The organism is Pseudomonas sp. 05N36, assembly GCF_056397385.1.
This window is the reverse complement of sequence record NZ_JBFTNH010000017.1, coordinates 67,905-91,805: the sequence shown is the minus strand read 5'-3', so window position 1 is coordinate 91,805 and position 23,901 is coordinate 67,905. Positions and strand designations below refer to the sequence as shown.

Annotated in this window: 25 protein-coding genes; 5 read left to right on the top strand and 20 right to left on the bottom strand. The window is 59.2% G+C overall.

Going from position 1 to position 23,901, the window contains the following annotated elements; translation table 11 throughout:
* The first annotated feature begins 47 nt into the window (after window positions 1–47).
* The gene (locus AC1DIH_RS20845; RefSeq protein WP_477773109.1) at window positions 48–590 is read left to right on the top strand and encodes a hypothetical protein; all 543 of its coding nucleotides are present in this window, start codon (window positions 48–50) and stop codon (window positions 588–590) included.
* 103 nt (window positions 591–693) lie between these two features.
* Here AC1DIH_RS20845 and AC1DIH_RS20840 read toward each other — a convergent pair whose 3' ends face one another.
* The 7 genes from AC1DIH_RS20840 to minC all read right to left on the bottom strand — a co-directional run bounded on the left by AC1DIH_RS20840 (window position 694) and on the right by minC (window position 7,384).
* On the bottom strand, window positions 694–2,853 hold the full coding sequence (locus AC1DIH_RS20840) for a mechanosensitive ion channel domain-containing protein (RefSeq protein ID WP_477773108.1): 2,160 nt from the start codon (window positions 2,851–2,853) through the stop codon (window positions 694–696).
* A 78-nt stretch (window positions 2,854–2,931) separates the two neighbouring features.
* Window positions 2,932–3,108: a hypothetical protein gene (locus tag AC1DIH_RS20835; RefSeq protein ID WP_173860023.1), complete on the bottom strand. Its 177-nt coding sequence runs from the start codon at window positions 3,106–3,108 to the stop codon at window positions 2,932–2,934.
* A 139-nt stretch (window positions 3,109–3,247) separates the two neighbouring features.
* Window positions 3,248–4,537: a M18 family aminopeptidase gene (locus tag AC1DIH_RS20830; protein ID WP_477773107.1), complete on the bottom strand. Its 1,290-nt coding sequence runs from the start codon at window positions 4,535–4,537 to the stop codon at window positions 3,248–3,250.
* 115 nt (window positions 4,538–4,652) lie between these two features.
* The gene (locus tag AC1DIH_RS20825) at window positions 4,653–5,288 is read right to left on the bottom strand and encodes an RluA family pseudouridine synthase (protein WP_007940846.1); all 636 of its coding nucleotides are present in this window, start codon (window positions 5,286–5,288) and stop codon (window positions 4,653–4,655) included.
* Between the two features lie 91 nt (window positions 5,289–5,379).
* Window positions 5,380–5,634: a cell division topological specificity factor MinE gene (gene minE / locus AC1DIH_RS20820; protein ID WP_019693048.1), complete on the bottom strand. Its 255-nt coding sequence runs from the start codon at window positions 5,632–5,634 to the stop codon at window positions 5,380–5,382.
* A complete protein-coding gene (gene minD, locus AC1DIH_RS20815) occupies window positions 5,634–6,446 on the bottom strand; it encodes a septum site-determining protein MinD (RefSeq protein WP_427530447.1) in 813 nt (270 codons plus the stop codon). Before minD ends, minE begins: the two co-directional genes overlap by 1 nt.
* 200 nt (window positions 6,447–6,646) lie before the next feature.
* Window positions 6,647–7,384, bottom strand: coding sequence for a septum site-determining protein MinC (gene minC / locus AC1DIH_RS20810; RefSeq protein ID WP_477773128.1), 738 nt, complete (start codon window positions 7,382–7,384; stop codon window positions 6,647–6,649).
* Between the two features lie 121 nt (window positions 7,385–7,505).
* On the opposite strand from minC, the gene AC1DIH_RS20805 reads away from it, so the two are divergent.
* Together AC1DIH_RS20805 and AC1DIH_RS20800 are read left to right on the top strand one after the other, a co-directional pair.
* Window positions 7,506–8,438 (top strand): lipid A biosynthesis lauroyl acyltransferase, encoded by a 933-nt coding sequence (locus AC1DIH_RS20805; protein WP_477773106.1) that lies wholly within the window; start codon window positions 7,506–7,508, stop codon window positions 8,436–8,438.
* Window positions 8,439–8,489: 51 nt separating this feature from the next.
* Window positions 8,490–9,662 (top strand): patatin-like phospholipase family protein, encoded by a 1,173-nt coding sequence (locus tag AC1DIH_RS20800; protein WP_477773105.1) that lies wholly within the window; start codon window positions 8,490–8,492, stop codon window positions 9,660–9,662.
* A gap of 134 nt (window positions 9,663–9,796) precedes the next feature.
* Here the strand turns inward: AC1DIH_RS20800 and AC1DIH_RS20795 are convergent, their stop codons facing one another.
* The 9 genes from AC1DIH_RS20795 to puuE all read right to left on the bottom strand — a co-directional run bounded on the left by AC1DIH_RS20795 (window position 9,797) and on the right by puuE (window position 18,233).
* Window positions 9,797–10,651 (bottom strand): pirin family protein, encoded by an 855-nt coding sequence (locus tag AC1DIH_RS20795; RefSeq protein WP_477773104.1) that lies wholly within the window; start codon window positions 10,649–10,651, stop codon window positions 9,797–9,799.
* A gap of 197 nt (window positions 10,652–10,848) precedes the next feature.
* Window positions 10,849–11,634, bottom strand: a complete 786-nt coding sequence (locus tag AC1DIH_RS20790; protein WP_477773103.1) for an outer membrane protein OmpK — start codon at window positions 11,632–11,634, stop codon at window positions 10,849–10,851.
* Complete coding sequence (locus tag AC1DIH_RS20785; RefSeq protein WP_477773102.1) at window positions 11,631–11,996, bottom strand: hypothetical protein; 366 nt, start codon at window positions 11,994–11,996, stop codon at window positions 11,631–11,633. The genes AC1DIH_RS20790 and AC1DIH_RS20785 overlap by 4 nt, the downstream gene beginning before the upstream one ends.
* A 151-nt stretch (window positions 11,997–12,147) precedes the next feature.
* Window positions 12,148–13,506, bottom strand: a complete 1,359-nt coding sequence (locus AC1DIH_RS20780; protein ID WP_477773101.1) for a nucleobase:cation symporter-2 family protein — start codon at window positions 13,504–13,506, stop codon at window positions 12,148–12,150.
* Between the two features lie 188 nt (window positions 13,507–13,694).
* On the bottom strand, window positions 13,695–15,002 hold the full coding sequence (locus AC1DIH_RS20775; protein WP_477773100.1) for a urate hydroxylase PuuD: 1,308 nt from the start codon (window positions 15,000–15,002) through the stop codon (window positions 13,695–13,697).
* Between the two features lie 51 nt (window positions 15,003–15,053).
* On the bottom strand, window positions 15,054–15,557 hold the full coding sequence (locus AC1DIH_RS20770; protein ID WP_477773099.1) for an ureidoglycolate lyase: 504 nt from the start codon (window positions 15,555–15,557) through the stop codon (window positions 15,054–15,056).
* Window positions 15,558–15,709: 152 nt separating this feature from the next.
* Window positions 15,710–16,705 (bottom strand): allantoicase, encoded by a 996-nt coding sequence (alc, locus tag AC1DIH_RS20765; protein ID WP_477773098.1) that lies wholly within the window; start codon window positions 16,703–16,705, stop codon window positions 15,710–15,712.
* 89 nt (window positions 16,706–16,794) lie between these two features.
* A complete protein-coding gene (gene uraD, locus AC1DIH_RS20760; RefSeq protein WP_427532236.1) occupies window positions 16,795–17,310 on the bottom strand; it encodes a 2-oxo-4-hydroxy-4-carboxy-5-ureidoimidazoline decarboxylase in 516 nt (171 codons plus the stop codon).
* Window positions 17,307–18,233 (bottom strand): allantoinase PuuE, encoded by a 927-nt coding sequence (puuE, locus tag AC1DIH_RS20755; protein WP_427532234.1) that lies wholly within the window; start codon window positions 18,231–18,233, stop codon window positions 17,307–17,309. Before puuE ends, uraD begins: the two co-directional genes overlap by 4 nt.
* Window positions 18,234–18,669: 436 nt before the next feature.
* Here puuE and uraH point away from each other — a divergent pair, with 436 nt between their 5' ends.
* A complete protein-coding gene (gene uraH / locus AC1DIH_RS20750) occupies window positions 18,670–19,023 on the top strand; it encodes a hydroxyisourate hydrolase (RefSeq protein ID WP_095078352.1) in 354 nt (117 codons plus the stop codon).
* A 189-nt stretch (window positions 19,024–19,212) separates the two neighbouring features.
* Here uraH and AC1DIH_RS20745 read toward each other — a convergent pair whose 3' ends face one another.
* From AC1DIH_RS20745 to AC1DIH_RS20735, 3 genes are all read right to left on the bottom strand, one after another.
* The gene (locus AC1DIH_RS20745) at window positions 19,213–19,839 is read right to left on the bottom strand and encodes a LysE family translocator (RefSeq protein WP_477773097.1); all 627 of its coding nucleotides are present in this window, start codon (window positions 19,837–19,839) and stop codon (window positions 19,213–19,215) included.
* 65 nt (window positions 19,840–19,904) lie between these two features.
* Entirely contained in the window at window positions 19,905–21,254 is a 1,350-nt protein-coding gene (locus AC1DIH_RS20740) for an NCS2 family permease (protein WP_427532230.1), read from the bottom strand.
* Between the two features lie 359 nt (window positions 21,255–21,613).
* Window positions 21,614–22,060: a MarR family winged helix-turn-helix transcriptional regulator gene (locus AC1DIH_RS20735; RefSeq protein WP_477773096.1), complete on the bottom strand. Its 447-nt coding sequence runs from the start codon at window positions 22,058–22,060 to the stop codon at window positions 21,614–21,616.
* Between the two features lie 82 nt (window positions 22,061–22,142).
* Between AC1DIH_RS20735 and AC1DIH_RS20730 the strand changes: the two genes are divergently transcribed.
* Window positions 22,143–23,309, top strand: coding sequence for an aminotransferase-like domain-containing protein (locus tag AC1DIH_RS20730; RefSeq protein WP_477773095.1), 1,167 nt, complete (start codon window positions 22,143–22,145; stop codon window positions 23,307–23,309).
* Between the two features lie 198 nt (window positions 23,310–23,507).
* Here the strand turns inward: AC1DIH_RS20730 and AC1DIH_RS20725 are convergent, their stop codons facing one another.
* Complete coding sequence (locus AC1DIH_RS20725; protein WP_103315804.1) at window positions 23,508–23,879, bottom strand: glutathione S-transferase N-terminal domain-containing protein; 372 nt, start codon at window positions 23,877–23,879, stop codon at window positions 23,508–23,510.
* Window positions 23,880–23,901 lie beyond the last annotated feature (22 nt).

Genomic DNA, 23,901 nt, shown 5'->3' with positions numbered 1-23,901 from the left:
CTCTTGTGTTGCGGCTTTTGGATGTTTACTTATATAAGGATATTGGTATGTTTGGATACGGGTACGATGATCGCAATGAAAACCTCAGAGGTACCATGAGTATTTTGGGGAAGCCGATTTCAGTCATTCATTCAAGTGAAATTGGAACTCAGCGGTCTTATGTTGAACCGACCCTGTTTTATTTTTATGGCGGTGAAGGTGAATACAGCATCTCTGTTGGGGATATCGCAGATAAAAAATATGTTGCCCTGGATAAAGAAGGCTACCTGTGTATTGGGGGGCGTGCCGAACCGTTTACCCTGTTGGATTCCAATGGTAAGCCTCTACAGAACAACCGCCCTCAAGGCGAGGTGGTGATTAAAATGTATGCGTCCTATTCCGCAGCCGTTCTGCAGTTTGGCGGGGACGAGGCTTTTGATGATCCGGATACACTCTACAATTTCTTGATCGCCGGACGCAAAGTCAAAAGTGTAGATAGGCATGGTGATGCTTATTATTTGGTGCCAGCAGGTGACGGGTCGTGGAAGAAACACCCCGCCGATAAGCCCTTTGCACATAAGCCGGTGCCTATCGTATTGAATATCAAATAATCGTCAGCGCAGGTTGTCGGTCTTTTCGTCGCCATCTGCTCGACTGATATCAAGCATTTTGAAGTGAATGCAGCTCGGGAGGAACCCGAGCTGCATTTGTCTGCTATTCCTTCTCCAATCCACCACCCGCCGCCGTCACCACCTGAATACTCATCCTCGGCGTTGCCAGATCCAGCCCGGCTTCATCCAGATGGCGTTTGAGCGACAGGTTGAAGGCACGCGACACTTCCCACTGTTTGATCGGTGCGGTCTTGAACCGTGCGCGCAGAATCGCGCTGCCGGATTCAAAACTCTCGACGCCCTGGATCTCCAGCGGCGACCAGATGTTGCGACGTTGTATCGGGTCGGTGCGCATCTTCTGGCCGACGTCGCGCATCAATTTGATCGCGTCATCGATTTCCATGTTGTACGGGACTGCCACGCGGAAGATCGCGTAGCCGAATTCCCGTGAGTAGTTCTTGATGCTTTTAATTTCACTGAACGGGATGGTGTGCACGATGCCGTCGATGTCCCGCAGGCGCACAGTGCGGATGGTCAGGCCTTCGACGGTGCCCAGGTGGCCGCCAACGTCCACGTAGTCGTCGATGGCCAGTGAGTCTTCAATGATGATGAACAGCCCGGTGATCAGGTCCGCAACCAGCGACTGTGCGCCAAAACCGATGGCCAGGCCGATCACGCCGGCACCTGCCAGCAGCGGCGTGACGTTCATGCCCATGTTGGCCAGGGCGACGATCAGCCCGATGATGAAGATCGCCACGAACAGCACGTTGCGAATCAGCGGCATCATCGTTTGCGCCCGGGCATTGGCCTGGCCTTTGCGTGAGCGGGTGAGGGCGTGGTGCACGGCGGTGTCGCTGAGGATCCAGATCAGCCACGCGAAGATCAGCGTACCGCCCAGGCTGAACAGTTTGACGCTGACTTCATGGCCTTCGCCTTCGGTGAAGCGGATCAGCGACATGCCCCAGACCCGCAAGCCCAGTTCGATGAACACCAGCCACACCGCCAGATGTGCGAGGGTATAGAAGAAACTCTTGAGGCGGTCCGAGTACAGTGCGTGGCGCTTTGCCCCGCGTTGCGGCTTGAGCGCGTGGCGGCGGACCAGGCCGTTGATGACCATGCACAACACCAGCAGCACGGTGCAGATCAGTGATTGGCGCAGCGCGGTGCTGGTGTCGCCGGCGGAGACGAAGGTGGCGAACAGCGAGATCCCCACCAGCACCAGCGCAGGCAAGAACCAGAAGGTCCCAAGAATCTCGATCGTGTCGCTCAGCGCACGGCGGGTCAGTCGCCGCGACAGCGGCTGGTTGCGGATCAGGTGGGCAATGGGCCGACGGAATCGCAGGATGAACAGACCGGTGAAAATCGCTGCCAGCACATTGGCGATGGTCGCGGTGATGTGGGCCAGGTGAATGCCGAGGCTGGTCACCAGCCGTGGGTCGTTCAAGGCTTCGCCGAAAGCTGCAAAACTGCCAATCAGCCACAGTGGGCGAAAGGCCTGGTGCCGCAGGATGTACAGGGCGCGATGGCGGTGCGGGCCGTCGAGCACCGAGAACGCGATCACGCAGATCGCCGAGAAACAGGTACCGACCACCAGTGCATAAGCCAGCACCATGGCCAGGTATTTACCCAGTGATGAGGGCAAGGCATAGCTCATGTAGACGGTAATCAGCAGCGCGATCAGCCAGGGGCCGAGTTTACGCAGGGCAAAGCGCAGCATGTCCCAGGTCTTGGGGTGTTGCGGCAGTTCTTCAGTCAGGCCGAAGCGCGTTCGAACACGATGACCGAGCCAGATCAGCGCAGCGGCGAGCAGGCTCCAGAGCATCAGGATCAGGGCGAAGGCAAAGAGCATCGGCAGCCATTCGCTGGCCGGCAGCATCAGCGCGCTCAGTTCGTCCTTGGCCAGGTCGAACTCGTCGGACCAGCGAGTGAGCGGGCTGTCGGCACCGGAAAACTGTTTTTCGAGGCTGGCCAGGGTGCCGCCGATCAAGCCAAGCACACCGTCTTCTTCGGGGACCTGGGCCTTTTTAGTGGTGTCGCGCAGTTTCTTCAGGTCAGCCAGCAACCTGGCTCGTTGCTGATCGTTTTCCAGTGATTTGATCACTTCGTCCAGCGATTGCCCCAGCGGTGCGGTCGCTTCCGGTTGGGCTTTTGGTGAGCCGTTGAGCAGGCCCGGCAGGCCGACGGCCTGGGCAGGCGCAACAGGAAGCAGCATCAACAGACAGATGAACAGCGTAGACGGCAGGGCAAAAAGACGAGCGAACACTAGGCGGTCAACCTCAACGGGTACAGGTCGAGCGAGTGTACGAGCGGGGCAAAACCAATGCGAGCGCAGTCAGTGCTTTTATTCGTTCAGCTTGGCGAGGATTTTGTAAATCACGGTGGCGAGGATCAGCAGCATGCCGATCCACATCGAGAGCACCCCGGCGTTCTTGTCACGAAAGTTGAAGCCAATGGCCAGCAGGATCATTCCCGAGAGAATCGGAATGAGCATGGAGTTGAACACAGACATCGAGATCATGACGACAGCCTTGTCGGGGAAAGTGATGTAAGTCTAGGTGGCTTTTGTTCGATCGGGGTTGATGGGGATCAGAAATGGTTCAGCAGCATCCCGTCATTACAGTGGCGAGGGAGCAAGCTCCCTCGCCACAGGGATTGCGTTACGGCAATTCGCGGCACGCGTAGAAAGCGCTCAACACTTTGACCAGGTGCGCCAGGTCATGGCTGCCACACAGTTCGCGGATCGAGTGCATGGCAAACGTCGGCAGGCCGATGTCCACGGTGCGCACGCCCAAATGGCTGGCGGTGATCGGGCCGATGGTCGAGCCACAGCCCATGTCGCTGCGCACCACGAAGCTTTGCACCGGGACTTCTTCGGCCATGCACAGGTGACGGAAGAACCCTGCGGTTTCGCTGTTGGTGGCGTAGCGCTGGTTGCTGTTGACCTTGATCACCGGACCCGCATTGAGTTTCGGGCCGTGGTTGGCGTCGTGCTTGTCGGCGTAGTTGGGGTGTACGCCGTGGGCGTTGTCGGCCGAGACCAGCAGCGATTTCTGAATGGTGCGGACGAACTCGTCACCTTCAGGCAGCAAGCGACGCAGGGTTTGTTCGAGCATCGGGCCGTCGGCACCGCACGCCGAGCAGGAGCCGACTTCTTCGTGGTCGTTGCACACCAGTACGCAGGTTTCATCGGTTTCAGCCGTCAGCAAGGCTTGCAGGCCGGCGTAGCACGACAGCAGGTTGTCCAGGCGCGCACCGGCAATGAAGTCGCCGTGCAGGCCAATGACGGCAGCACTTTGGGTGTCGTAGAAGCTCAGCTCGTAATCGAGCACCACGTCGGCGTTCAGGCCGTGTTCCCGGGCCAGCTGATCGGTGAGCACGGCGCGGAAGTCCACGCGTTCGTCACCGGCAAATTGCGCAAGGATCGGCGGCAGCTCGGTCTGTGCGTTGATCGCCCAGCCCATGTTGGCCTCACGGTTGAGGTGAATGGCCAGGTTGGGAATGGTGGCGATCGGTGCCCTGAAGTCGATCAGCTGGCTTTCGACCTTGCCGTCGCGGCGAAAGGTCACGCGACCGGCCAGCGACAGGTCACGGTCAAACCAGGGGGCGAGCAATGCACCGCCATAGACTTCGACGCCCAACTGCCAGAAACCCTGACGCTGCAGTTCAGGTTGTGGCTTGACCCGCAGGCATGGGCTGTCGGTGTGAGCGCCAACCAGGCGGATGCCATCGTACAGAGGGGAATTGCGGCCCATCTTGATCGCAACGATCGAGGAGTCGTTGCGCGAGACGTAGTAGCGACCATTGGCTTCGGTGGTCCAGGGCTCGCGCTCGTCAAGGCGCTGATAACCCGCCGCTTCCAGGCGCTGAACAAGGCTGGCGGTGGCATGGAATGGGGTAGGGGAGGCCTTGAGGAAGTCGATCAGGCCTTGGTTCAACTCTTCGCGCATAAGTAGCTCCAGACAGCAGTGCCGCGAGTTTAACGTATTGATCGAATAAAGTGCGTCAGGTGCGGAATCTGTGGCGAGGGAGCAAGCTCCCTCGCCACAAGGGCTGTCGCAACCGTTAAAACGGTGCCGGGCACTCGAAGCGCAAGCGTTCGCCACTTTGCGGGTGGGTGAAGCTGAGCATGCTGGCGTGCAGGCATAGGCGCGGCCAGGCCGCCAGGGCTTGCGGATGAGCGTAAAGCCCGTCACCCAACAGCGGATGGCCGATGGAGAGCATGTGCACGCGCAACTGATGCGAGCGGCCGGTAATCGGCGTCAGTTCCACCCGACACCAGTCGCCGCAACGTTCCAGCACGCGCCAGAAGGTCAGCGCATGCTTGCCGAATTCATGGTCTACCACGTGGCGGGGTTTGGTCGGCGGGTCGTAGCGCAACGGCAAATCAATGCTGCCGCTGTCCAGTTCCGGCTGGCCCCAGCACAGTGCGGTGTAGGCTTTTTCGGTTTCGCGGTCGTGAAACTGTCGAGACAGCTCGCGATGGGTATCGGGATCGCGGGCCAGCAGGATGATCCCGGAGGTTTCCCAGTCCAGTCGATGGACGATGCGCGCTTCCGGGTAGCCATTTTCTTGCAGGCGGGTGATCAGGCAGTCCTTGTTGTCATCGGCGCGACCGGGCACGGAGAGCAGCAGGGTAGGCTTGTCCACCACCAGTACGGCGGCGTCCTGATGGATGATGCGGATATTCGACAGCGGCATTAAAACAGCCTCGTAACAAACGCCAACGGCGGCTCAGGTCCTCTCCGTTGCTGGAAAGGACCTGAGCCGCCGTGGCTCCAGCCGGATCGACTCAGCGATCAGGCAGGGTGATATTGAGTTCCAGAATCGAGCAGCTGCCCTGGTTTTCCAGTGCGACGTGCACGTCATCGGACCCGATATTGACGTACTTGCGAATCACCTCGACCAGCTCCTTCTGCAAGGCCGGCAAGTAATCAGGGGTACTGCGTTGGCCGCGTTCATGCGCCACGATGATCTGTAGACGCTCTTTCGCTACCGACGCGGTGCTTACTTTCTTGTTGGCACGAAAGAAGTCAAAAAGATTCATTATCTACCTCCAAACAGGCGCTCGAAGAATCCCTTCTTCTCAACGTCAAGGAACCGGTGTGGCACGGTTTTGCCCAGCAGACGATCGACGGCATCGCTGTACGCCTGACCGGCGTCGCTCTGGTCGTCGAGAATCACTGGCACGCCTTGGTTGGAAGCTTTAAGTACGGCTTGCGACTCTGGAATCACACCCAGCAGGGTGACCGCCAGAATCTCTTTGACGTCTTCGACGCCGAGCATTTCGCCGTTGCTTACGCGCTCTGGGTTATAGCGGGTCAGCAACAGGTGTTCCTTGATCGGGTCTTCGCCGTTCTCGGCGCGACGCGACTTGCTCGCCAGCAGGCCGAGCATGCGGTCCGAGTCACGAACCGAGGAGACTTCCGGGTTGGTCACGACGATCGCTTCATCCGCGAAGTACATGGCCAGGTGAGCGCCTTTCTCGATGCCCGCCGGAGAATCGCAGACCACGAATTCGAAGTCTTCCTTGAGCTGCATCAGGACCTTTTCCACGCCTTCCTGGGTCAGCGCGTCTTTGTCGCGGGTCTGACTGGCGGCCAGCACGTAGAGGTTTTCCAGGCGCTTGTCTTTGATCAGGGCTTGCTGCAGGTTGGCTTCGCCGTTGACCACGTTGACGAAGTCGTACACCACGCGACGCTCGCAACCCATGATCAGGTCGAGGTTACGCAGGCCGACGTCGAAGTCGACGATAACTGTTTTGTGACCGCGCAAAGCGAGGCCGGTACCGATAGCGGCGCTGGTGGTGGTCTTACCCACACCACCCTTGCCGGATGTAACCACGAGAATCTTGGCCAAGGTGTTTCACCCCTAAGGAAAAAGGACTTTTAGCCCCTGAAAAACATCTCCTGAAAACTACTGCAGTCGGACAGCCTTGGCTGGAATCCGGTGTTGGGCGGGGTTTACCTCGGGTAAACGCTGCCTTGCGCCATTTTCCTACTTCGTTTGAGCCGTTTTCGCTACGTTTTAGAGATGCTTGGAAAATGCGGCAGTATCCGTTAAAGCCGAATGATGTTCAACACGTCACCCGACAGGCTGACTTGTACACCGGCGCCCCACAGCGGATCGCGGCGCAGATCTTCGGAAACCTTGTAGTGACCGGCGATGGAGAGTAGTTCAGCGCTCAATTGCTGGCAGAAAATCCGTGCCTTGGAGTCACCCTTTACACCGGCCAGCGCACGACCGCGCATCGGTCCGTATACATGGATGTTGCCATCGGCGAGAAGTTCCGCCCCTGGACTGACCGAGGAAACCACTACCAAATCGCCACCCTGGGCATAAATCTGCTGGCCACCACGTACTGGCGAAGTGATTATTCGGGTCGGTTTGATGGTCGGTTCAGGCGGTTTTTCCGGCTTTTTCCTGATTTCGCCTTCGTGCGGGTCAAGTGCACGCTCGCGTGCGCCAGACGGTGGCAGCACCGGCAGGTCGACGGCAATGGCGGCGGCGATGTCTTCGATACGACTGGCGCGGATGGCCAGCGTGCGCAAGCCATGGTGGCGGCAAACACGCATCAGCGCAGGCAGGTCGACCGCGCCTTCAGTGGCCGGGAGTTTGTCCAGGGCCAGCACCAGCGGCGCATTGCTGAAAAAATTAGGCGCCAGGGCGACCTTCGCAGCCAACTGTCGGTCGAGGCTTTCAAGGTCATTGCGGGCCAGTTCCAGCACCGTAATGGCGAGCATGCTGCCCTTCAACTGGAACACGGGATCTTGGTCTAGCGGTTCGGTTTGGCTCATGGTCGGCATAAAACGGCTTGTCACTAAAAGTGCCGAGACTTATAACGAGAACGCCCGTAAGCCGCAAGCCGGGTCGAACCGATGTAGAATGCGCGGCCTTGTTGTCTGTCCGGAATCGTTAATGGATCGCCCGCAATTTCGAGCTGCATTTTTTCATCCGCGTTTTTGGCTGCTATGGTGCGGTCTAGGGCTGTTGTGGCTGGTCGTTCAGCTGCCGTATCCGCTGCTGCTGCGCATTGGTCGCCTGCTGGGTAGCGGGATGTATCGGGTTGCCACCGATCGTCGGCGCATTGCCCAACGCAACCTGGAACTGTGTTTCCCGGAAAAGACACCTGCCGAGCGCAAGCGTCTGCTCAAGGAAAACTTCGCCTCGACCGGGATTGCCTTCTTCGAGATGGCCATGAGCTGGTGGTGGTCCCGCGCGCGCCTGGCACGCCTGGCCCATGTCGAAGGGCTGGAGCACCTCAAGCAGGCTCAGCGCGACGACAAGGGTGTGATCCTGATGGCGTTGCACTTCACCACGCTGGAAATCGGCGCGGCGTTGCTCGGCCAGCAGCACACCATCGACGGCATGTACCGCGAACATAAAAACCCGCTGTTCGATTTCATTCAGCGGCGTGGTCGTGAGCGGCATAACCTCGACTCGCTGGCGGTAGAGCGCGATGACGTACGCGGCATGCTCAAGTTGCTGCGCGCTGGCCGGGCCATCTGGTACGCACCGGATCAGGACTACGGCGCCAAGCAAAGTATCTTCGTGCCGTTGTTCGGCATTATGGCGGCAACCGTCCCCGCCACCAGCAAGTTTGCCAAGCTGGGCAAGGCGCTGGTGGTGCCGTTCACCCAGGAACGCCTGGCCGATGGCAGTGGTTACCGTCTGGTGATCCATGCGCCGCTGAACGACTTTCCGGGTGAAAGCGACGAGGTCGATTGCCTCCGGATCAACCAGTGGGTTGAACGTTGCGTGCGCGATTGCCCCGAGCAATACCTCTGGACCCATCGCCGCTTCAAGAGCCGTCCGCCTGGCGAGCCGAAATTGTATGCCAAGCGCGGTTGAATCCATTTCGTCAGACTAGATTGAAAGGCCCAGGCACCATGGAGCGTTGCGATGAGTTCAACTGAGCCGGTTACAGGTTTGATTCTTTCCGGCGGCGGGGCTCGGGCGGCGTATCAGGTCGGGGTGCTGGCAGCGATTGCCGAACTGCTGCCGGCAGGTTCCGCCAATCCGTTCCCGGTGATCGTCGGCACTTCGGCCGGGGCGATCAATGCGGTCAGCCTGGCCAGCGGGGCGACGGACTTTACCGCCGCCATCCAGCGGTTGACCGCGTTCTGGCAGGGCTTTCGCAGCGACCTGGTGCTGCGCAGCGATTGGCCGGGAGTCATCAGCCAGGCCACTCGGTTCGTCAGTCACAGCCTGTTGGGGATTGGCGCAAAAGTGCCGGTGGCGCTGGTCAACAGTTCCCCGCTGCGCGATCTGTTGAACGATAACCTGCACCTGTCCGGCATCAATGAATCCATTGCACAAAAACAACTGCATGCGGTGGCCGTGACCGCATTCGGTTATGAGTCCGGGCAAGCCGTGACCTTTTATCAGGGGGGCCGGAGTATCGATGCCTGGCTGCGCCATCGGCGTATCGGCATGCCGACTCAATTGACGGTCGACCATTTGCTCGCGAGTTCGGCGATCCCGTTGTTGTTTGCGCCCGTGAAGATCGGCAACGAGTACTTCGGCGATGGTGCGGTGCGTCAGTCGGCGCCGATCAGCCCGGCCCTGCACCTGGGGGCGAGCAGGGTGCTGGTGGTGGGCGTCAGTGGTAACCCGCGCGGCGTTGACCCCGATAGTCCGTTGCAGCGCACCTACACCGGTCAGCAACCCTCGTTGGCGCAGATTGGCGGGCACCTGCTCAACAGTACGTTCATTGACAGCCTTGAGAGTGACATCGAGCTGTTGCAACGCTTGAATCAGTTCAGTCACTTGTTACCGGCGAGTACCGCAGCCCGTAGCCTCGGCGTAGCGCCGGTGGAGGTGTTGGTGATTGCTCCGAGTCAGCCGATCGATGAAATCGCCGCGCGGCATCGGCAAGAGCTGCCAGCCGCGTTGCGACTGTTCTTGCGTGGGCCGGGTGCGACCCGGACCAGCGGTGCCGGGGTGCTGAGTTATCTGCTGTTCGAGGCGGGGTATTGCAGCGAGTTGATCGAGCTTGGCCGCCGCGATGCCTTGGCCAAGCGCGAAGAGTTGTGCCGGTTTCTGGGGCTGGAAGAGCCGGCAATCCTGGCTTGAAATCTATGGTGCGGCCATCGCGAGCAGGCTCGCTCCCACAGGGGATCGTTGTTGTGCACAAATACTGTGTGCACTGAAGATCAAATGTGGGAGCGAGCCTGCTCGCGATGGCGTCCTTGCAGACGATGCAAAACTCAGGCAGTCAACCGATCATCGCGAAAATCACGCAACGCCTGTTCGATCTCCTCCCGGGTATTCATCACGAACGGCCCGTACTGCACGATCGGTTCGCCCAGCGGTTTACCGGCGATCAACAGCACTCTGGCCCCGGACTCGCTGCTCAGTTGCAACTCGCCTTCATCCGACAAACGGACCAGTTTGCTGACGCCGACACTCTGGGTTTGCCCAGGCAATTCAACGCTGCCGTCATACACATAAAGCAGTGCCCGATGCCCATCCGGCAGTTTCGGCGTGATGCGGGTGCTGGCCGGTAGATGGAAATCAAAGTAATACGGCTCGGTGTCTGGCCGTTGTACCGCGCCTGCTTGCTTGACTGTGCCGTCGTCGAACAGACCGGCGATCACCACCACCTCGACGCCTTGCGCGGTTTTCAGTCGTGGAATGTCCGCCGGCTGAATATCCCGATAGCTGGCCGGATCGAGCTTGTGCTTGCCCGGCAGGTTCAGCCACAGCTGGAAGCCGCGCATCACGCCTTCTTCCTGCTCCGGCATTTCGCTGTGAATGATGCCCTTGGCGGCAGTCATCCATTGCACGCCACCGCCTTCCAGCAAACCGACGTTACCCAGATGGTCCTCATGGCGCATGCGCCCTTCGAGCATGTAGGTCACGGTTTCGAAGCCGCGGTGCGGGTGGGGTGGGAAGCCGGCAATGTAGTCGTCGGGATTTTCCGAGCCGAATTCGTCGAGCATCAGGAACGGGTCGAAGCGTTCGACGCCTGCGCCACCAAATACCCGGGTCAGCTTGACCCCGGCGCCATCGGACGCGGGTTGGCCGGTATGCAGGCTAAGCACTTTGCGAAATTGAGTCATCGGTGCAACTCCTTGATCAGAGTGGAATGGCGCCATGCTATGCCAGACGGACTGATCAATGGTTGCGAATTTTGCGGTGGTTTAATCGGGAAGTTCGATGTGTTGGCGGCAAAGCAAAAGACCGCAGCCGACGCCGGCCCCTACACTCGATGCGCTTATGTAGGAGCTGGCGAAGCCTGCGATCTTTCAACCCTGGATCAGAAGTGGTACTTCACCAACAAGCTCGTGGCGCTCTGATTGGTGGTGAAGTCCTTCGTGTCTTCGATGGCGTACTTGTTCTTCCAGTAATCGTACTCGACACCGACGTACAGCTGCTTCTCGCCCCAATGCAAGGCTTTGCCCAGGTCGTACTTGATCTGCGGGTTGAAGTGCAGGTTGGCGTGGTAGGTGCCTTGGCTGTTCTTGTCGTTGTCGACCACCCAGTCCATGTAACCGTCGATCAGCACGCTGGAGCTGCCCACCGGGATGGTGTAGGACCACACCGGAGTGATCTGCCAGATGTTGTTACCCGGGCGTTTGTCGTCGGTGTGACGATTGTAGAAGTTCAGCTGGAAGTAATCGAAACCGGGAATGGCCAGGTCGAAGCCCGGACCGATCAGGTAGGAGTTGACGTCGCCTTCACCGGTCTCGTAGGTCATGGCCAGCAGGACGTCCTTGATCGGGCCGAATTCGAGTTTCTGGTCGAAGATCTTGCCGAACGACAGGCGCGGGCTGAACTCACCGTAGTACGTGTTATTGCCGACGTAGGCGTCAGGTTTGCCGTTGTAGAAAATCTTGTCGATGAACAGGAAGTTGTCCCCGTATTTCCAGGCGTCGGCGTGCTCGAAGGTCACGGTTTGCTGGATACTCGGGTTGATTTTGAAGTCTTTGCCGTAGAGATAGGTCAGGCTGTTGTTCTGCCACTGCAGCAGATCGCCGGCGATTGCCTGGCCCCCCGCCAGCAAGGATCCAGCGAGCATCAGGCTAGTGCACGTACGGTTCATTCGGTTGCTCCCAAAGTAAGTGATTCCACGTTTTTTTGAATCGGCGCTCTGGTGTGGCGCCTTTTTCGTTGCTGTAAAAAATCATCCGATCGGTCAGTAAAAACTCCGGAAAGAGCTGAGCCAAAGCTTTTAAAAAGCAAAAGAACGCCCGTTCGGCTGTTCGAAAACAGTCGATCAAGCGTCCATTCGGTTTTTGTTGAAGTGTGCCGTGTGACCGTCCAGAGCCGGGATAAGCTGGCTATCTGGTCAGGAATTAAATCCGGGCTTTTTTTTAGAGCCGATTCAGGCGGCCGCGGAGAATACTGACTCCCGGGCCATGGCTCAAGCGCCCCGCAACGGAGCGCCGCTATCAAGTCTGTCATCGTGTTGCTCCTCGATTGTTTTTATTGTTAAGGCGCAGGCAGCCGCTGACGGCGACCGGGCATATCGCCGGCCGGTCTGTCATGCGGGTATTTCGTGTCACGGGTGAAACCGGATAACGATGGAAGGACGGGCGGACCGTCCGGTCATCCGTCAGTGCTGATGAGCGTGGCACTCGTTATTGGCGGCTCGTTCTGCGCCGCCGAGGATGTTGAACAGCAGGTTCAACGAGAGGGCGCTGAGGGTCGCCATGGCAATGCCGCTGTGGGTGATCGGGCTCATCCACAACGGCAAGTGGGCGAAGAATTCCGGACGAACCACCGGGATCAGGCCCATGCCGATACTCACCGCCACCAACAGTTGATTGCGACGGTCGGCGATGTCGGCTTCCTGGAGAATCTTGATCCCGGTAGCCGCGACCATGCCGAACATGGCAATCGCCGCGCCGCCAAGTACCGCCGGTGGAATCGATGCCACCAGGAAGGCCGCTTTGGGCAGCAGGCTCAGCACCACCAGCAAACCACCGGCAACGATGGTCACCGAACGGCAGCGCACGCCGGTCATTTGCACCAGGCCGATGTTCTGGGCAAACGAGGAGTGGGTGAACGTGTTGAAGAACCCGGCGAAGAACGACGCGCCAGCATCACACAGCAAACCGCGGCGGAGCATCCGTGGGCAGACTTCCTGGCCGGTAATCTTGCCCAGGGCGAGAAACATCCCGGTGGACTCGACGAAGATGATCACCACCACCAGGCACATTGAAAGGATTGGTGCGAGATGGAATTGCGGCATGCCGAAATGCAGCGGGGTGACAATTTGCACCCACGGCGCCTGCGCCATGCCGCTGAGATCGACCATGCCGATCAGGCCGCAGAGGATGTAACCCAGGCCCATGCCGATCAGCACCGAAATGTTCACCCAGAAACCGTGCATGAAGCGGTGGATCAGCAAGATGGTGCCCAGCACCAGCGCGGCGATGGTCAAGTAGACGGGGGAGCCGAACTGCGCGGCAGCGTTGCCGCCACCCGCCCAGTTCACGGCCACGGGGAACAGCGACAAACCGATCGAGGTGATGACCGTGCCGGTCACCAGCGGCGGGAAGAAACGCACCACCTTGGACATGAACGGCGCGATAAGCATGCCGAAGAACCCGGCGGCGATGGTCGCGCCGAAGATCCCTTGCAGGCCGATGCCAGGCATGCCAGCCATCGCCACCATGCTGCCAACTGCCGCGAAACTGGCGCCCATCATCACCGGCATGCGAATGCCCATGGGGCCGATGCCCAGTGATTGCACGACGGTTGCGATGCCGGCGACCAGCAGGTCGGCGTTGATCAGGAAGGCGATTTCTTCACGACTCAGGCCCGCGGCCTGTCCGATGATCAGCGGCACCGCGATGGCTCCGCCGTACATCAGCAGAACGTGTTGCAGGCCGACCAGAATCAGTTGCAACAGCGGCAGTCGTTGAATCGCGGGTGCGTCGGGGATGCGTGCTTCGGATGACACGGACATGCAACACCTCGGATCTTTTTTATTCTTGTGATTTTGTGCATCAGGTGGACCTGTGGCGAGGGAGCTTGCTCCCGCTGGGGCGCGAAGCGGCCCCGCTTTTCTCCAGGAAGAAAGGGGACTGCTGCGCAGTCCAGCGGGAGCAAGCTCCCTCGCCACAAAAGCCCGCTTGTCACAGGCTTTTGTATTGCTTAATTGGTTCGGGCTCCCTGGTTGATCCAGGCGCCGATCAGGTCGCGTTCCTGCTGGGTCATCTGCGTGATGTTGCCCAACGGCATGATCTGGCTGGCGACAGCCTGGGCCTGGATCCGCGGGGCCAATTGCTGGATCTGCTGCGGGGTATCGAACATCACGCCGGCCGGTGCTGCGCTGAACAGCGGGCTGGTCGGTTTGGCCGAATGGCAGACCGCACAACGTTCCTGAATCACGCTGTGTACCTTGCTGAAGTCCGGACCGCTTGCTGTCGAAGCTTGCGCGGGTGCAGCAGCGGCGGCCGGGGCAGCAGGCGCTGCTTGCGCGGGTTTGGCACCACCGCCGAGGGCGGTTTCCGGCAGCGGCTGGTACTCGATCTTCGCCGGCGCCTTGGCCACTTCCGGGGTGTTCATCGGCGCTGGGCCAGTGACGTAGGCCAGGCAGATCATGCCCACTGCCGCGACGGGCAGGGTCCAGGCGAACTTGTGGCTTTCGTGGCGGGTGTTGAAGTAGTGACGCACCAACACCGCGAGTACCGCGATCCCGGCCAGGATCAACCAGTTGTACTGGCTGCCATAAGTGCTCGGGAAGTGGTTGCTGATCATGATGAACAGCACCGGCAAGGTGAAGTAGTTGTTGTGCCGTGAGCGCAGCAAGCCCTTGGCTGGCAGTGCCGGATCCGGCGTGCGGTTCTCGGCGATGGCCGCCACCAGTGCCCGTTGGGCCGGCATGATGATGCGGAACACGTTACCGACCATGATGGTGCCGATCATGGCGCCAACGTGCAGGTATGCGCCGCGGCCGCTGAACACTTTGCTGAAGCCGTAAGCGGCGCCAATGATCAGCACGAACAGAATTCCACCTAGCAGGGCAGGGCGTTTGCCCAGGGCCGAGTCGCACAGGAAGGAGTAGATGAACCAGCCGATGAACAGCGAGCCGAGACCGATGGCCACGCCTTCAGGGCCGCTCAGGCTGCTGCCCGGTGCCAGCAGGTACAGCGTCGGGTTGGAGTAGAACACCACGCACAGCAGCGCGATCCCCGACATCCAGGTGAAGTAGGCTTCCCATTTGAACCAGTGCAGGTTGTCCGGCATGGTCGGTGGAGCCAGTTTGTATTTCTCCAGGTGGTAGATCCCGCCACCGTGAATCGCCCAGAGATCGCCGGCCAGGCCGTTTTTCGGGTTGACCCGATTAAGGTTGTTTTCCAGCCAGACAAAGTAGAACGACGCGCCGATCCAGGCCACGCCAGTGATCATGTGAACCCAGCGCACGCTCAGGTTCAGCCATTCCAACAGATGTGCTTCCACAGTCTTTACCTCTCGCCTGTCACTCTTGTTGTCGAGTGATCAGACCTTCTCTTATTGGTGGGGGGCGAGGATCAAACGCTCATCCTCTTTGAAAAAATGCTCATCGCAGTTATTGCCTGTGCCACTGCGATCAACCACCAGGAAGTCATCCCGCTTTTCGATCGTCAGCACCGGGTGGTGCCAAACGCCGCGATGGTAATTAATGCCCTGCCTGCCGTTGGTGACGAAGGCGCGGACCAAGCCTGATACAGGTTCATCGCCAAGTGGCGCGACCACGATCAGAAAGGGGTTGCCGAGCAGCGGTATGAAAGCCTGGCTGCCCAGCGGATGGCGCTCCAGCATGCGGATGGTCAGCGGCATGTCCTGCGCGTCGGCGCGGAAGATGCTGATGATCGCCTTGTCTTCTGGCGTGGCGGTTTCCACCGTCGCCAGTTTGTGAAAGCGCATGGTCGAACCGTTGTTGATCATGAAGTGATCGCTGCCATCGGTTTCGATCACGTCACCGAAAGGGGCGAAGGCTTCTTTGGTCAGCGGTTCAATCGTCAATGTGCGCATGCTGGTCTTCTTGTCCAAAATTCTGTGTTGTTTATTGTGGCGAGGGAGCTTGCTCCCGCTGGACTGCACAGCAGTCCCGATTCTTTTTAAACAAAGAGCGGGGCCGCTTCGCAGCCCCGCGGGAGCAAGCTCCCTCGCCACAGGTTCAGCGCTTACTTGGCGACTTTGCCTAGTACCCGCAAGCGGCTCACGCCACCGTCCGGGAACACGTTCAGGCGGATGTGGGTGATCGGACCCAGGGCCTTGATCTGCTCGGCGAAGGTGTGTTCGGCGTGCATTTCCAGTTTCTGCGCCGGCAGAAGTTCGCGCCAGAACAGCGATTGGGTTTCGATCTGGCTGTCGGTGCCGCCCTTGACGAACGCGCCCTGGATCGAGCAGGTGTCCGGGTAGTTGCCCTTGAAGTGCAGGGTGTCGACAATGATTTTTTCGATCTCGCCCGGGTGGCCCAGCGCGACGATCACCCAGTCATTGCCCGGGGTACGACGACGGGCGGTTTCCCAGCCATCACCCATGTTGATGCCACGGCCCGGGTTGAGGATGTTGCTCATGCGACCGAAGTGCTCGTCGGAGCAGGCCAGGGCACGACCGCTGTTCAGGGCTGCGGCCAGGTCCACTTGCTCGTTGTCGCCCACTGCCGACCAGTCGCGGTACGGAATGCCGTACACGCGCAGACGGGCGACACCGCCGTCCGGGTAGATGTTGAAACGCAGGTGGCTGAAGGCCTGGCCGTTGTTGATTTCGTGGTAGTGGTGGCTGTTGCCTTGCAGCTCGACGGCCGACAACACTTCAGTCCACTGGGTGTTTTCGTCCGGCTCGCCCGAGGCCAGGAAGCAGGCTTCCAGGGAGGCCGATGGCGGGTAGTTGCCGGTGAAGAATGAAGTGTCGATGTCCACGCCCTTGATCGAGCCCGGCACGCCGAGACGGATCACGGCGCTGTCGTAGCCTTCGAAGCGCTTGCGGCGCGATTCCCAGCCATCCATCCACTTGCCGTTGTCATCGAACACGCCTTCTTTCCACACCGCCGGGGTCGGCTGGAACAGGCGGTTGGCATCAGCGAACCAGTCATCGGTGACCGAGATGATTTTGGTGCCCAGGCGGGCGTCGGCCAGGTTGACGAACTTCTCGAAAGGTACGGCGTAAGCTTTCATTCTTCTTGTCTGCCTTTAATTAAAGTGGCTTGGGATGCTTGCAGGACCCTGGGCGTTTTTCACGTTCATTCACGTCCGGGCCAAGTTCGCTAAAGAGTCAGTAATCGGAACAGCGCGATCTTGTTGATCTCCGCCAGCGCGCATTTGAATTCGGTGTCTGCCGAGTTATGAATGCGCGTTTCGAACGCCGCGAGGATCTGATGCCGGTTGCTGCCTTTTACCGCCATGATGAAGGGAAACTTGAACTTGGCTTTGTAGGCGTCGTTCAACTCGGTAAAGCGCTGGAACTCTTCGCTCGTGCATTGGTGAATACCGGCGCCAGCTTGCTCGTTGGTACTGGCTTCGGTCAGTTGGCCCTGGACGGCGGCTTTACCGGCCAGGTCCGGGTGAGCGTTGATCAAGGCCAGCTGGCTGGCGTGATCGGCACAGAGCAGGATATCGCTCATGCGCTGGTGCAGGGTTTCAATCTCGTCGATCGCCGCGTCCTGGCCCAGGTCGAAGGCTTTTTCGGCGACCCATGGCGAATGTTCGTAGATGTCGGCGAAGGCGTTGACGAAGGCGTCGCGGCTCAGGGTCGATGGCTTCAGGGTTTGGAAAGCAGTCATTTCGAAGCCTCTGGGTACGGGTGGGTTTCGTGCCAGTGGCGGGCGATATCGACCCGGCGGCTGAACCAGACCTGCTCATGGCTTTTTGCGTATTCGATAAACCGCTTGAGTGCGGCCAGGCGGGCAGGGCGACCGATCAGGCGGCAGTGCAAACCGATGGAGAGCATTTTTGGCGATTCGGCACCTTCGGCGTAAAGCACGTCGAAAGCGTCCTTGAGGTACTGGTAGAAATCGTCGCCCTTGTTGAAACCCTGAACCTGGGTGAAGCGCATGTCGTTGGTGTCCAGGGTGTACGGGATCACCAGGTGCGGTTTGCCGGTCGGGTTATTCGGTTCCCAGTACGGCAGGTCATCGTCGTAGGTGTCGCAGTCGTACAGGAAGCCGCCTTCTTCCATCACCAGCCGACGGGTGTTCGGCCCGGTACGGCCGGTGTACCAGCCCAGTGGGCGCTCGCCGCTGATTTCGGTGAGGATGCGGATCGCTTCGAGCATGTGCTCGCGTTCCTGTGCTTCGTCCATGTACTGGTAGTCGATCCAGCGATAGCCATGGCTGCAAATCTCGTGGCCGGCTTGAACCATGGCGCGGATCACGTCCGGGTGGCGCTGGGCGGCCATGGCCACGGCGAAGATGGTCAGCGGAATGTCGAATTCCTTGAACAGCTTGAGGATCCGCCAGACGCCGGCACGGCTGCCATACTCGTACAGCGACTCCATGCTCATGTTGCGCTCGCCTTGCAACGGCTGCGCCGAGACCATTTCCGAGAGGAAGGCTTCCGACTCTTTATCGCCGTGCAGGATGTTGCGCTCGCCGCCTTCCTCGTAATTGAGCACGAAGGACAAGGCGATTCGGGCATTGCCCGGCCAGTGTGGGTGGGGAGGGTTACTGCCGTAACCGATCAGGTCGCGTGGGTAGTCAGCGCTCACTGCAGTCTTCCTTCTTATTCGGGTTGCTTATTCGCGATAAGGGGGGTGTGGCGGCCTGAAGGTGAGGTGACAGGCTGGCGTCACAGCGATGGGCTGATTGTATACAACTTTATATTCACTTTGTAAGCCTGATTTTTTGCATTTTTCATCAGCTGTCATCATTTCAGTGTGTAGCAAGAAACCTGCCTGAGTGGTCAGCTAATGGATGGGAGGTCCTCTGATCTTATGGTTCAGCGTCGGATGTGTAGAGAAACCATGGATGACGGAGGTGGTGGTAAAAAATGTCGTTTTTATTGTGTACAATTTTTTTGAAAAGTGTCTTAATCAGTCGCTCGCCGCTGCTTTTCGTGCTCCGAAAAGGTGCGGTCTCCTTTTTAACTGACTCCGGGAGGCGCAAGGCCTGACTGCTGCAAACGCAGGCAGGCGCGCAGAATCAATGGGACGTTTGACTACACACGTTTTGGACGCAGCACACGGTTGCCCCGGCAGCTCGATCAAGGTCGAGTTGTACCGCGTTGAGGGTTCGCAGCTGGAATTGGTTGCCAGTGCACTGACCAACAGCGACGGCCGTTGCGACGCACCCTTGTTGCAAGGCGATGACTACCGTTCCGGGGTTTATCAATTGCAGTTTCATGCCGGCGATTACTACCGCGCGCGCGGTGTACAGCTGCCGGAGCCGGCCTTTCTGGATGTGGTGGTGCTGCGCTTCGGCATCTCGGCAGAGCAGGATCACTACCATGTGCCGTTGTTGATTTCGCCCTACAGCTATTCGACCTACAGAGGAAGCTAGGACTTTTCCCCCCAAGAATCCTGCGCATAAGCTTCTTTGGTCTTTCGCCCGCTCACACTGCGGGCTTTTTTTTTGTCTTGAGAAATGTGGTGTCTGTGCCGACGCTATCGCGAGCAGGCTCGCTCCCACAGGTTTTGTGAACACCACAATCCAATGTGGGAGCGAGCCTGCTCGCGAAGCTTTTGCTCTTTAGCGGCTCAACAGGGAGGCTGCCCCGGCACCACTGAACAACCCGGCGCTGATCCGGTTGAACCAGCTCTGGCCCTTGCCGCTGCGCAGGTACCGCGCTGCACCATGAGCGCCGAGGCCGTAGGCCACCTTGCAGCACAGATCCAGCATGGTCCAGGTGGCGATCATGATCAGCAACTGCGGCAGAAAGGGCTGCTGTGCGCTCAAGAACTGTGGCAGGAAGGCGGCGAAGAACAGAATGTCTTTCGGGTTGCTGGCACCCAGCACGAACGCGCGCCCGAACAGTGCACGAAAGCGCGGTGTCGGCGCGGTCTGGGGCACTTCGGTGCCGACCGATGGCTGGCGCGATTGCTGCCAGCTTTGCCAGGCGAGGTAGAACAGGTACAGCGCGCCGACAATCTTCAGCGCACTGAAGAGTTGCTCCGAAGCCAGCAGCAGGGCGCCCAGACCCAATGCCGAAGCACTGAGCAGGCAGATCGAGGCGAACACGCCGCCAAGAAACGCCGGGTAAGAGCGCCGCAGACCGTAATTCAGACTGTTGCTGATCATCAGCAACGACAGTGGCCCCGGGATCAGGATTACCACCAGTGCAGCACCGCTGAACAGCAGCCAGGTTTCCAGACTCATCACTTTCCTCCCTATGTGCAAAAGCCCCACCCGACGGGGTGAGGCTGGTTTGAAACGCGTACCGCTTACAAGAAAATGAACTTGGCGATAAAGATCGCGCAGAGCACCCAAAGACTGATGGAAATTTCCTTGTGTTTACCCGTACCGGCCTTGAGCACCACGTAGGTGATAAAGCCCAGCGCGATACCGTCGGCAACCGAGAAGGTCAGCGGCATCATGATGGCCGTGACGATCGCCGGAATGCTGTCGGTGGCTTCGCTCCACTTGATGTGCTCCAGGCCGCTCATCATTAGCATGGCCACGTAGATCAGCGCACCGGCGGTGGCGTAGGCGGGGATCATGCCAGCCAGAGGCGCGAAGAACATCGCGGCAATAAATAGCACACCTACGGTTACTGCGGTAAGACCGGTACGACCACCGGCGGCCACACCGGCGGCGCTTTCCACATAACTGGTGACCGGCGGTACACCGACCATCGCCCCGAACACGCTCGACGCACTGTCGGCTTTCAACGCGCGGGAGAGGTTTTCGATCTTCCCGTCTTCGCCGACCAGGCCTGCCCGTTGCGCAACGCCCATCAGGGTCCCGGCGGTGTCGAACATGTGCACGAAGAGGAACGCCAGCACCACGCTGATCATGCTGATGTTGAACACGCCGGCGATGTCCATGGCCATCCAGGTCGGTGCCAGGCTCGGCGGGGTCGACATGATGCCGCTGTAGTGCACCAGGCCCAGGCCCCAACCGGCGAGAGTCACGGCGATGATGCTGATCAGGATTGCGCCGAACACGCGGTGGTAACTGAGTACTGCAATCATCAGGAAGCAGACGGCGGCCAACAGCGGGCCAGGGTCACGCAGATTGCCCAGCTTGATCAGCGTGGCCGGGCTGGCGACGATGATGCCGGCGGTTTTCAGACCGATGATCCCGAGGAACAATCCGACCCCCGCGCCCATGGCGAAGCGCAAGCTCACCGGAATACTGTTGAGCAGCCATTCCCGTACGCGCGACAGCGTCAGGAACATGAACAACACACCGGAAATGAACACCGCGCCCAGCGCAGCTTCCCAGTGGTAGCCCATGGTGCCGACCACGGTGTAGGTAAAGAAGGCGTTCAAGCCCATACCTGGCGCAAGGCCGACAGGCCAGTTGGCGTACAGACCCATCAACAGGCAACCAAGGGCAGCCGCGATGCAGGTCGCGACGAAGGCCGCGCCGTGGTCGATCCCGGCGTCCGCCATGATGTTGGGGTTGACGAAGATGATGTAGGCCATGGTGATGAAGGTGGTAATACCTGCGATCAACTCGGTCTTCACCGTGGTGCCATGCAAGCTGAGTTTAAAAATGCGCTCCAGCCAGCCAGTGCGTAATGGCGGCGAGAGTTCCAGCGTCGAGGCTTCGGATTTGCGGCTTTCCACAGCGAGTACTCCTCAAGAGTTTTATTGTTATTTCCAGAGCCGGACACATGAGGTGGGCAGCGGCTCTTTGAGGTACTTGCGAATTTGTTGACCGCTTGGTCAGGAACTCGCACGAAACGGATTATGCTTTTGTATACAAATAAAGCAAATAATGTTTTTGATTTTGTAGACGAAAAGATTGGCAATAGGGATATATCGCCAGAAAGGACGCCATCGTCGGATCGCCGCCCGGAGCAGGCTCGCTCCCACAGTTGTTTGGCGTTGAGGATGGGATTTGTGTTCGGTATCGATCCAGTGTGGGAGCGAGCCTGCTCGCGAAAGCGCCAGATCGGCTCATACACATCCAGCAGACAGATTGCTTAGTCAGCGCTCACCTGGGTTTGCCCCAGCGCCTTGTTCACCGCCAACCAACCATCTACCGCCGCCTCGCCAGCCTCGGCAAACACTCGCTCAAGCAATTTCACTTGCTCACGCCGCAGCGACTCCTCGAACCGCGCGCCGTCGACGGTCAGTTCCAGCAGGCGTTTACGCTTGTCGGTCGCTGACGCCACGCTGTCCACCAGGTGCATCTCCACCAACTGACGCAGCGGAATGTTCAGCGCCTGCTTGCTGACACCGAGTAGCGCGAGCAATTCCTTGACGCTCAGGGCCGGGTAGCGGGCGATGAAAAACACGATGCGCTGATGCACACGGCTCAAGCCGCGCCGCTCAAGCATTTCGTCGGCTTTGGCGGTGAAGGCCTGGTAGCCGAAGAAGAACGCTTCCATGGCAGCTTGCTGGGTGGTCTGGTTTTTAAGGTCAAGCATATTGACGTATCTGCTCGCGCTGTCGTAATTTCGGTCAAGTAGTTTGACTTAATTCCCTTGGCCTTCGCTACCGGTGACCCCCATGGCTTTTTCCGAACGTGTCTCGCGCCTTAAAAGTTCTTTGATCCGTGAAATCCTTGCCGCGGCTCAGCGCCCGGAAGTGATGTCGTTTGCCGGTGGCCTGCCTGCCGAAGCCATGCTGCCGAAGGTCGAATGGGCTGACATGCCATTGTCCATGGGCCAATACGGCATGAGCGAAGGCGAACCGGCATTACGCGAAGCGCTGGCGGCTGAAGCCCGGGCCTTGGGCGTACCGTGTGAGGCGAGTCAGGTGTTGGTGGTCAGCGGCTCCCAGCAAACCCTTGATCTGGCGGCCAAGCTGTACATCGACAAAGGCACCGAGATCATGCTCGAAGCGCCGACCTATCTGGCGGCGCTGCAAATCTTCCAGCTGTTCGGCGCTGACTGCCTGACCGTGCCGCTTGCGGCTGACGGTCCGAACCTGAATGAGCTGCGTGCGCGCCTGGAAAAACATCACCCGGCGTTCATCTACCTGATCCCGACGTTCCAGAATCCCTCGGCAGTGCGCTACAGCGAAGCCAAGCGCGATGCAGTGGCGGCGTTGCTCGATGAATTTGGCGTGACCCTGATCGAGGACGAGCCCTACCGTGAACTGACCTTTGATGGCGGCAGCGCGACGCCCATCGTCAGTCGCTTGAAGAAGGCCAGCTGGATCTACACCGGCACCGTGTCCAAGACCTTGCTGCCGGGCTTGCGTGTCGGCTATCTGATCGCCAGCCCGGACCTGTTCCCGCACTTGCTGCGACTCAAGCAATCGGCTGACTTGCACACCAACCGTGTCGGCCAATGGCAGGCGTTGCAATGGATTGGCAGCGAGAAGTTTCGCGATCACCTGAGTGAGCTGCGGGACTTCTACCGGGTTCGGCGTGACGCCTTCCAGTTGGCACTGGAAACCCATTTCTCCGATCTGGCCGAGTGGAATGTGCCGCAAGGCGGGCTGTTTTTCTGGTTGACGCTGAAGCAGCCATTGGACACCCGGACCTTGCTGAACGAGGCGTTGGCGCAGGACGTGGCGTTCATGCCGGGGGAGCCGTTCTTCTCTGAACCGGACAACAATCCGGGGCATCTGCGGCTGAACTTCAGCCATATCGATCCGGCGCGGCTGGACGAAGGGCTTAAACGATTGGCTGGGGTGGTGCGTCAGGCGCAGGCTGCACAGGCTGCGTAAGGGAAGGCTAAAAGCAAATAAACCGGCGAATGGGCCGGTTTATTTTTGTCCGGGATTTGTGGTGATAGTGCCGACGTCTTCGCGAGCAGGCTCGCTCCCACATGGGATCTGTTTTGAACACAAAACTTATCCACAACACAAAACCACTGTGGGAGCGAGCCTGCTCGCGAAGGCGTCAGTCCGCTCACCACAAAACCATCAGGCTGCAGCGAAGCGCTTGTCCAGATAATCAATGATCACCTTTGACTCATACATCCAGGTGGTCTGGCCATTCTCTTCGATACGCAGGCACGGCACCTTGATCTTGCCGCCTTGCTCAAGCAGGGTCTGGCGATCCTGTTCGTTGTTCTTCGCATCACGCAACGCCACCGGCACATTCAGGCGGCGCAGAGTGCGGCGGGTTTTCACGCAGAACGGGCAGGCGTGGAACTGATACAGCGTCAGGCCTTTCGCTGCGTTTTCGACCTGGGCCTGAGCAGCGGCGGGGCGCTTCTTTTTGCCCGGGCGGGTGAGGAAGTCGATGAAGATGATCAGCTGGCCGAGGCCGACACGAAGCGCTTTCACTAACACGGTATAAGCCTCTCGGGCGAAT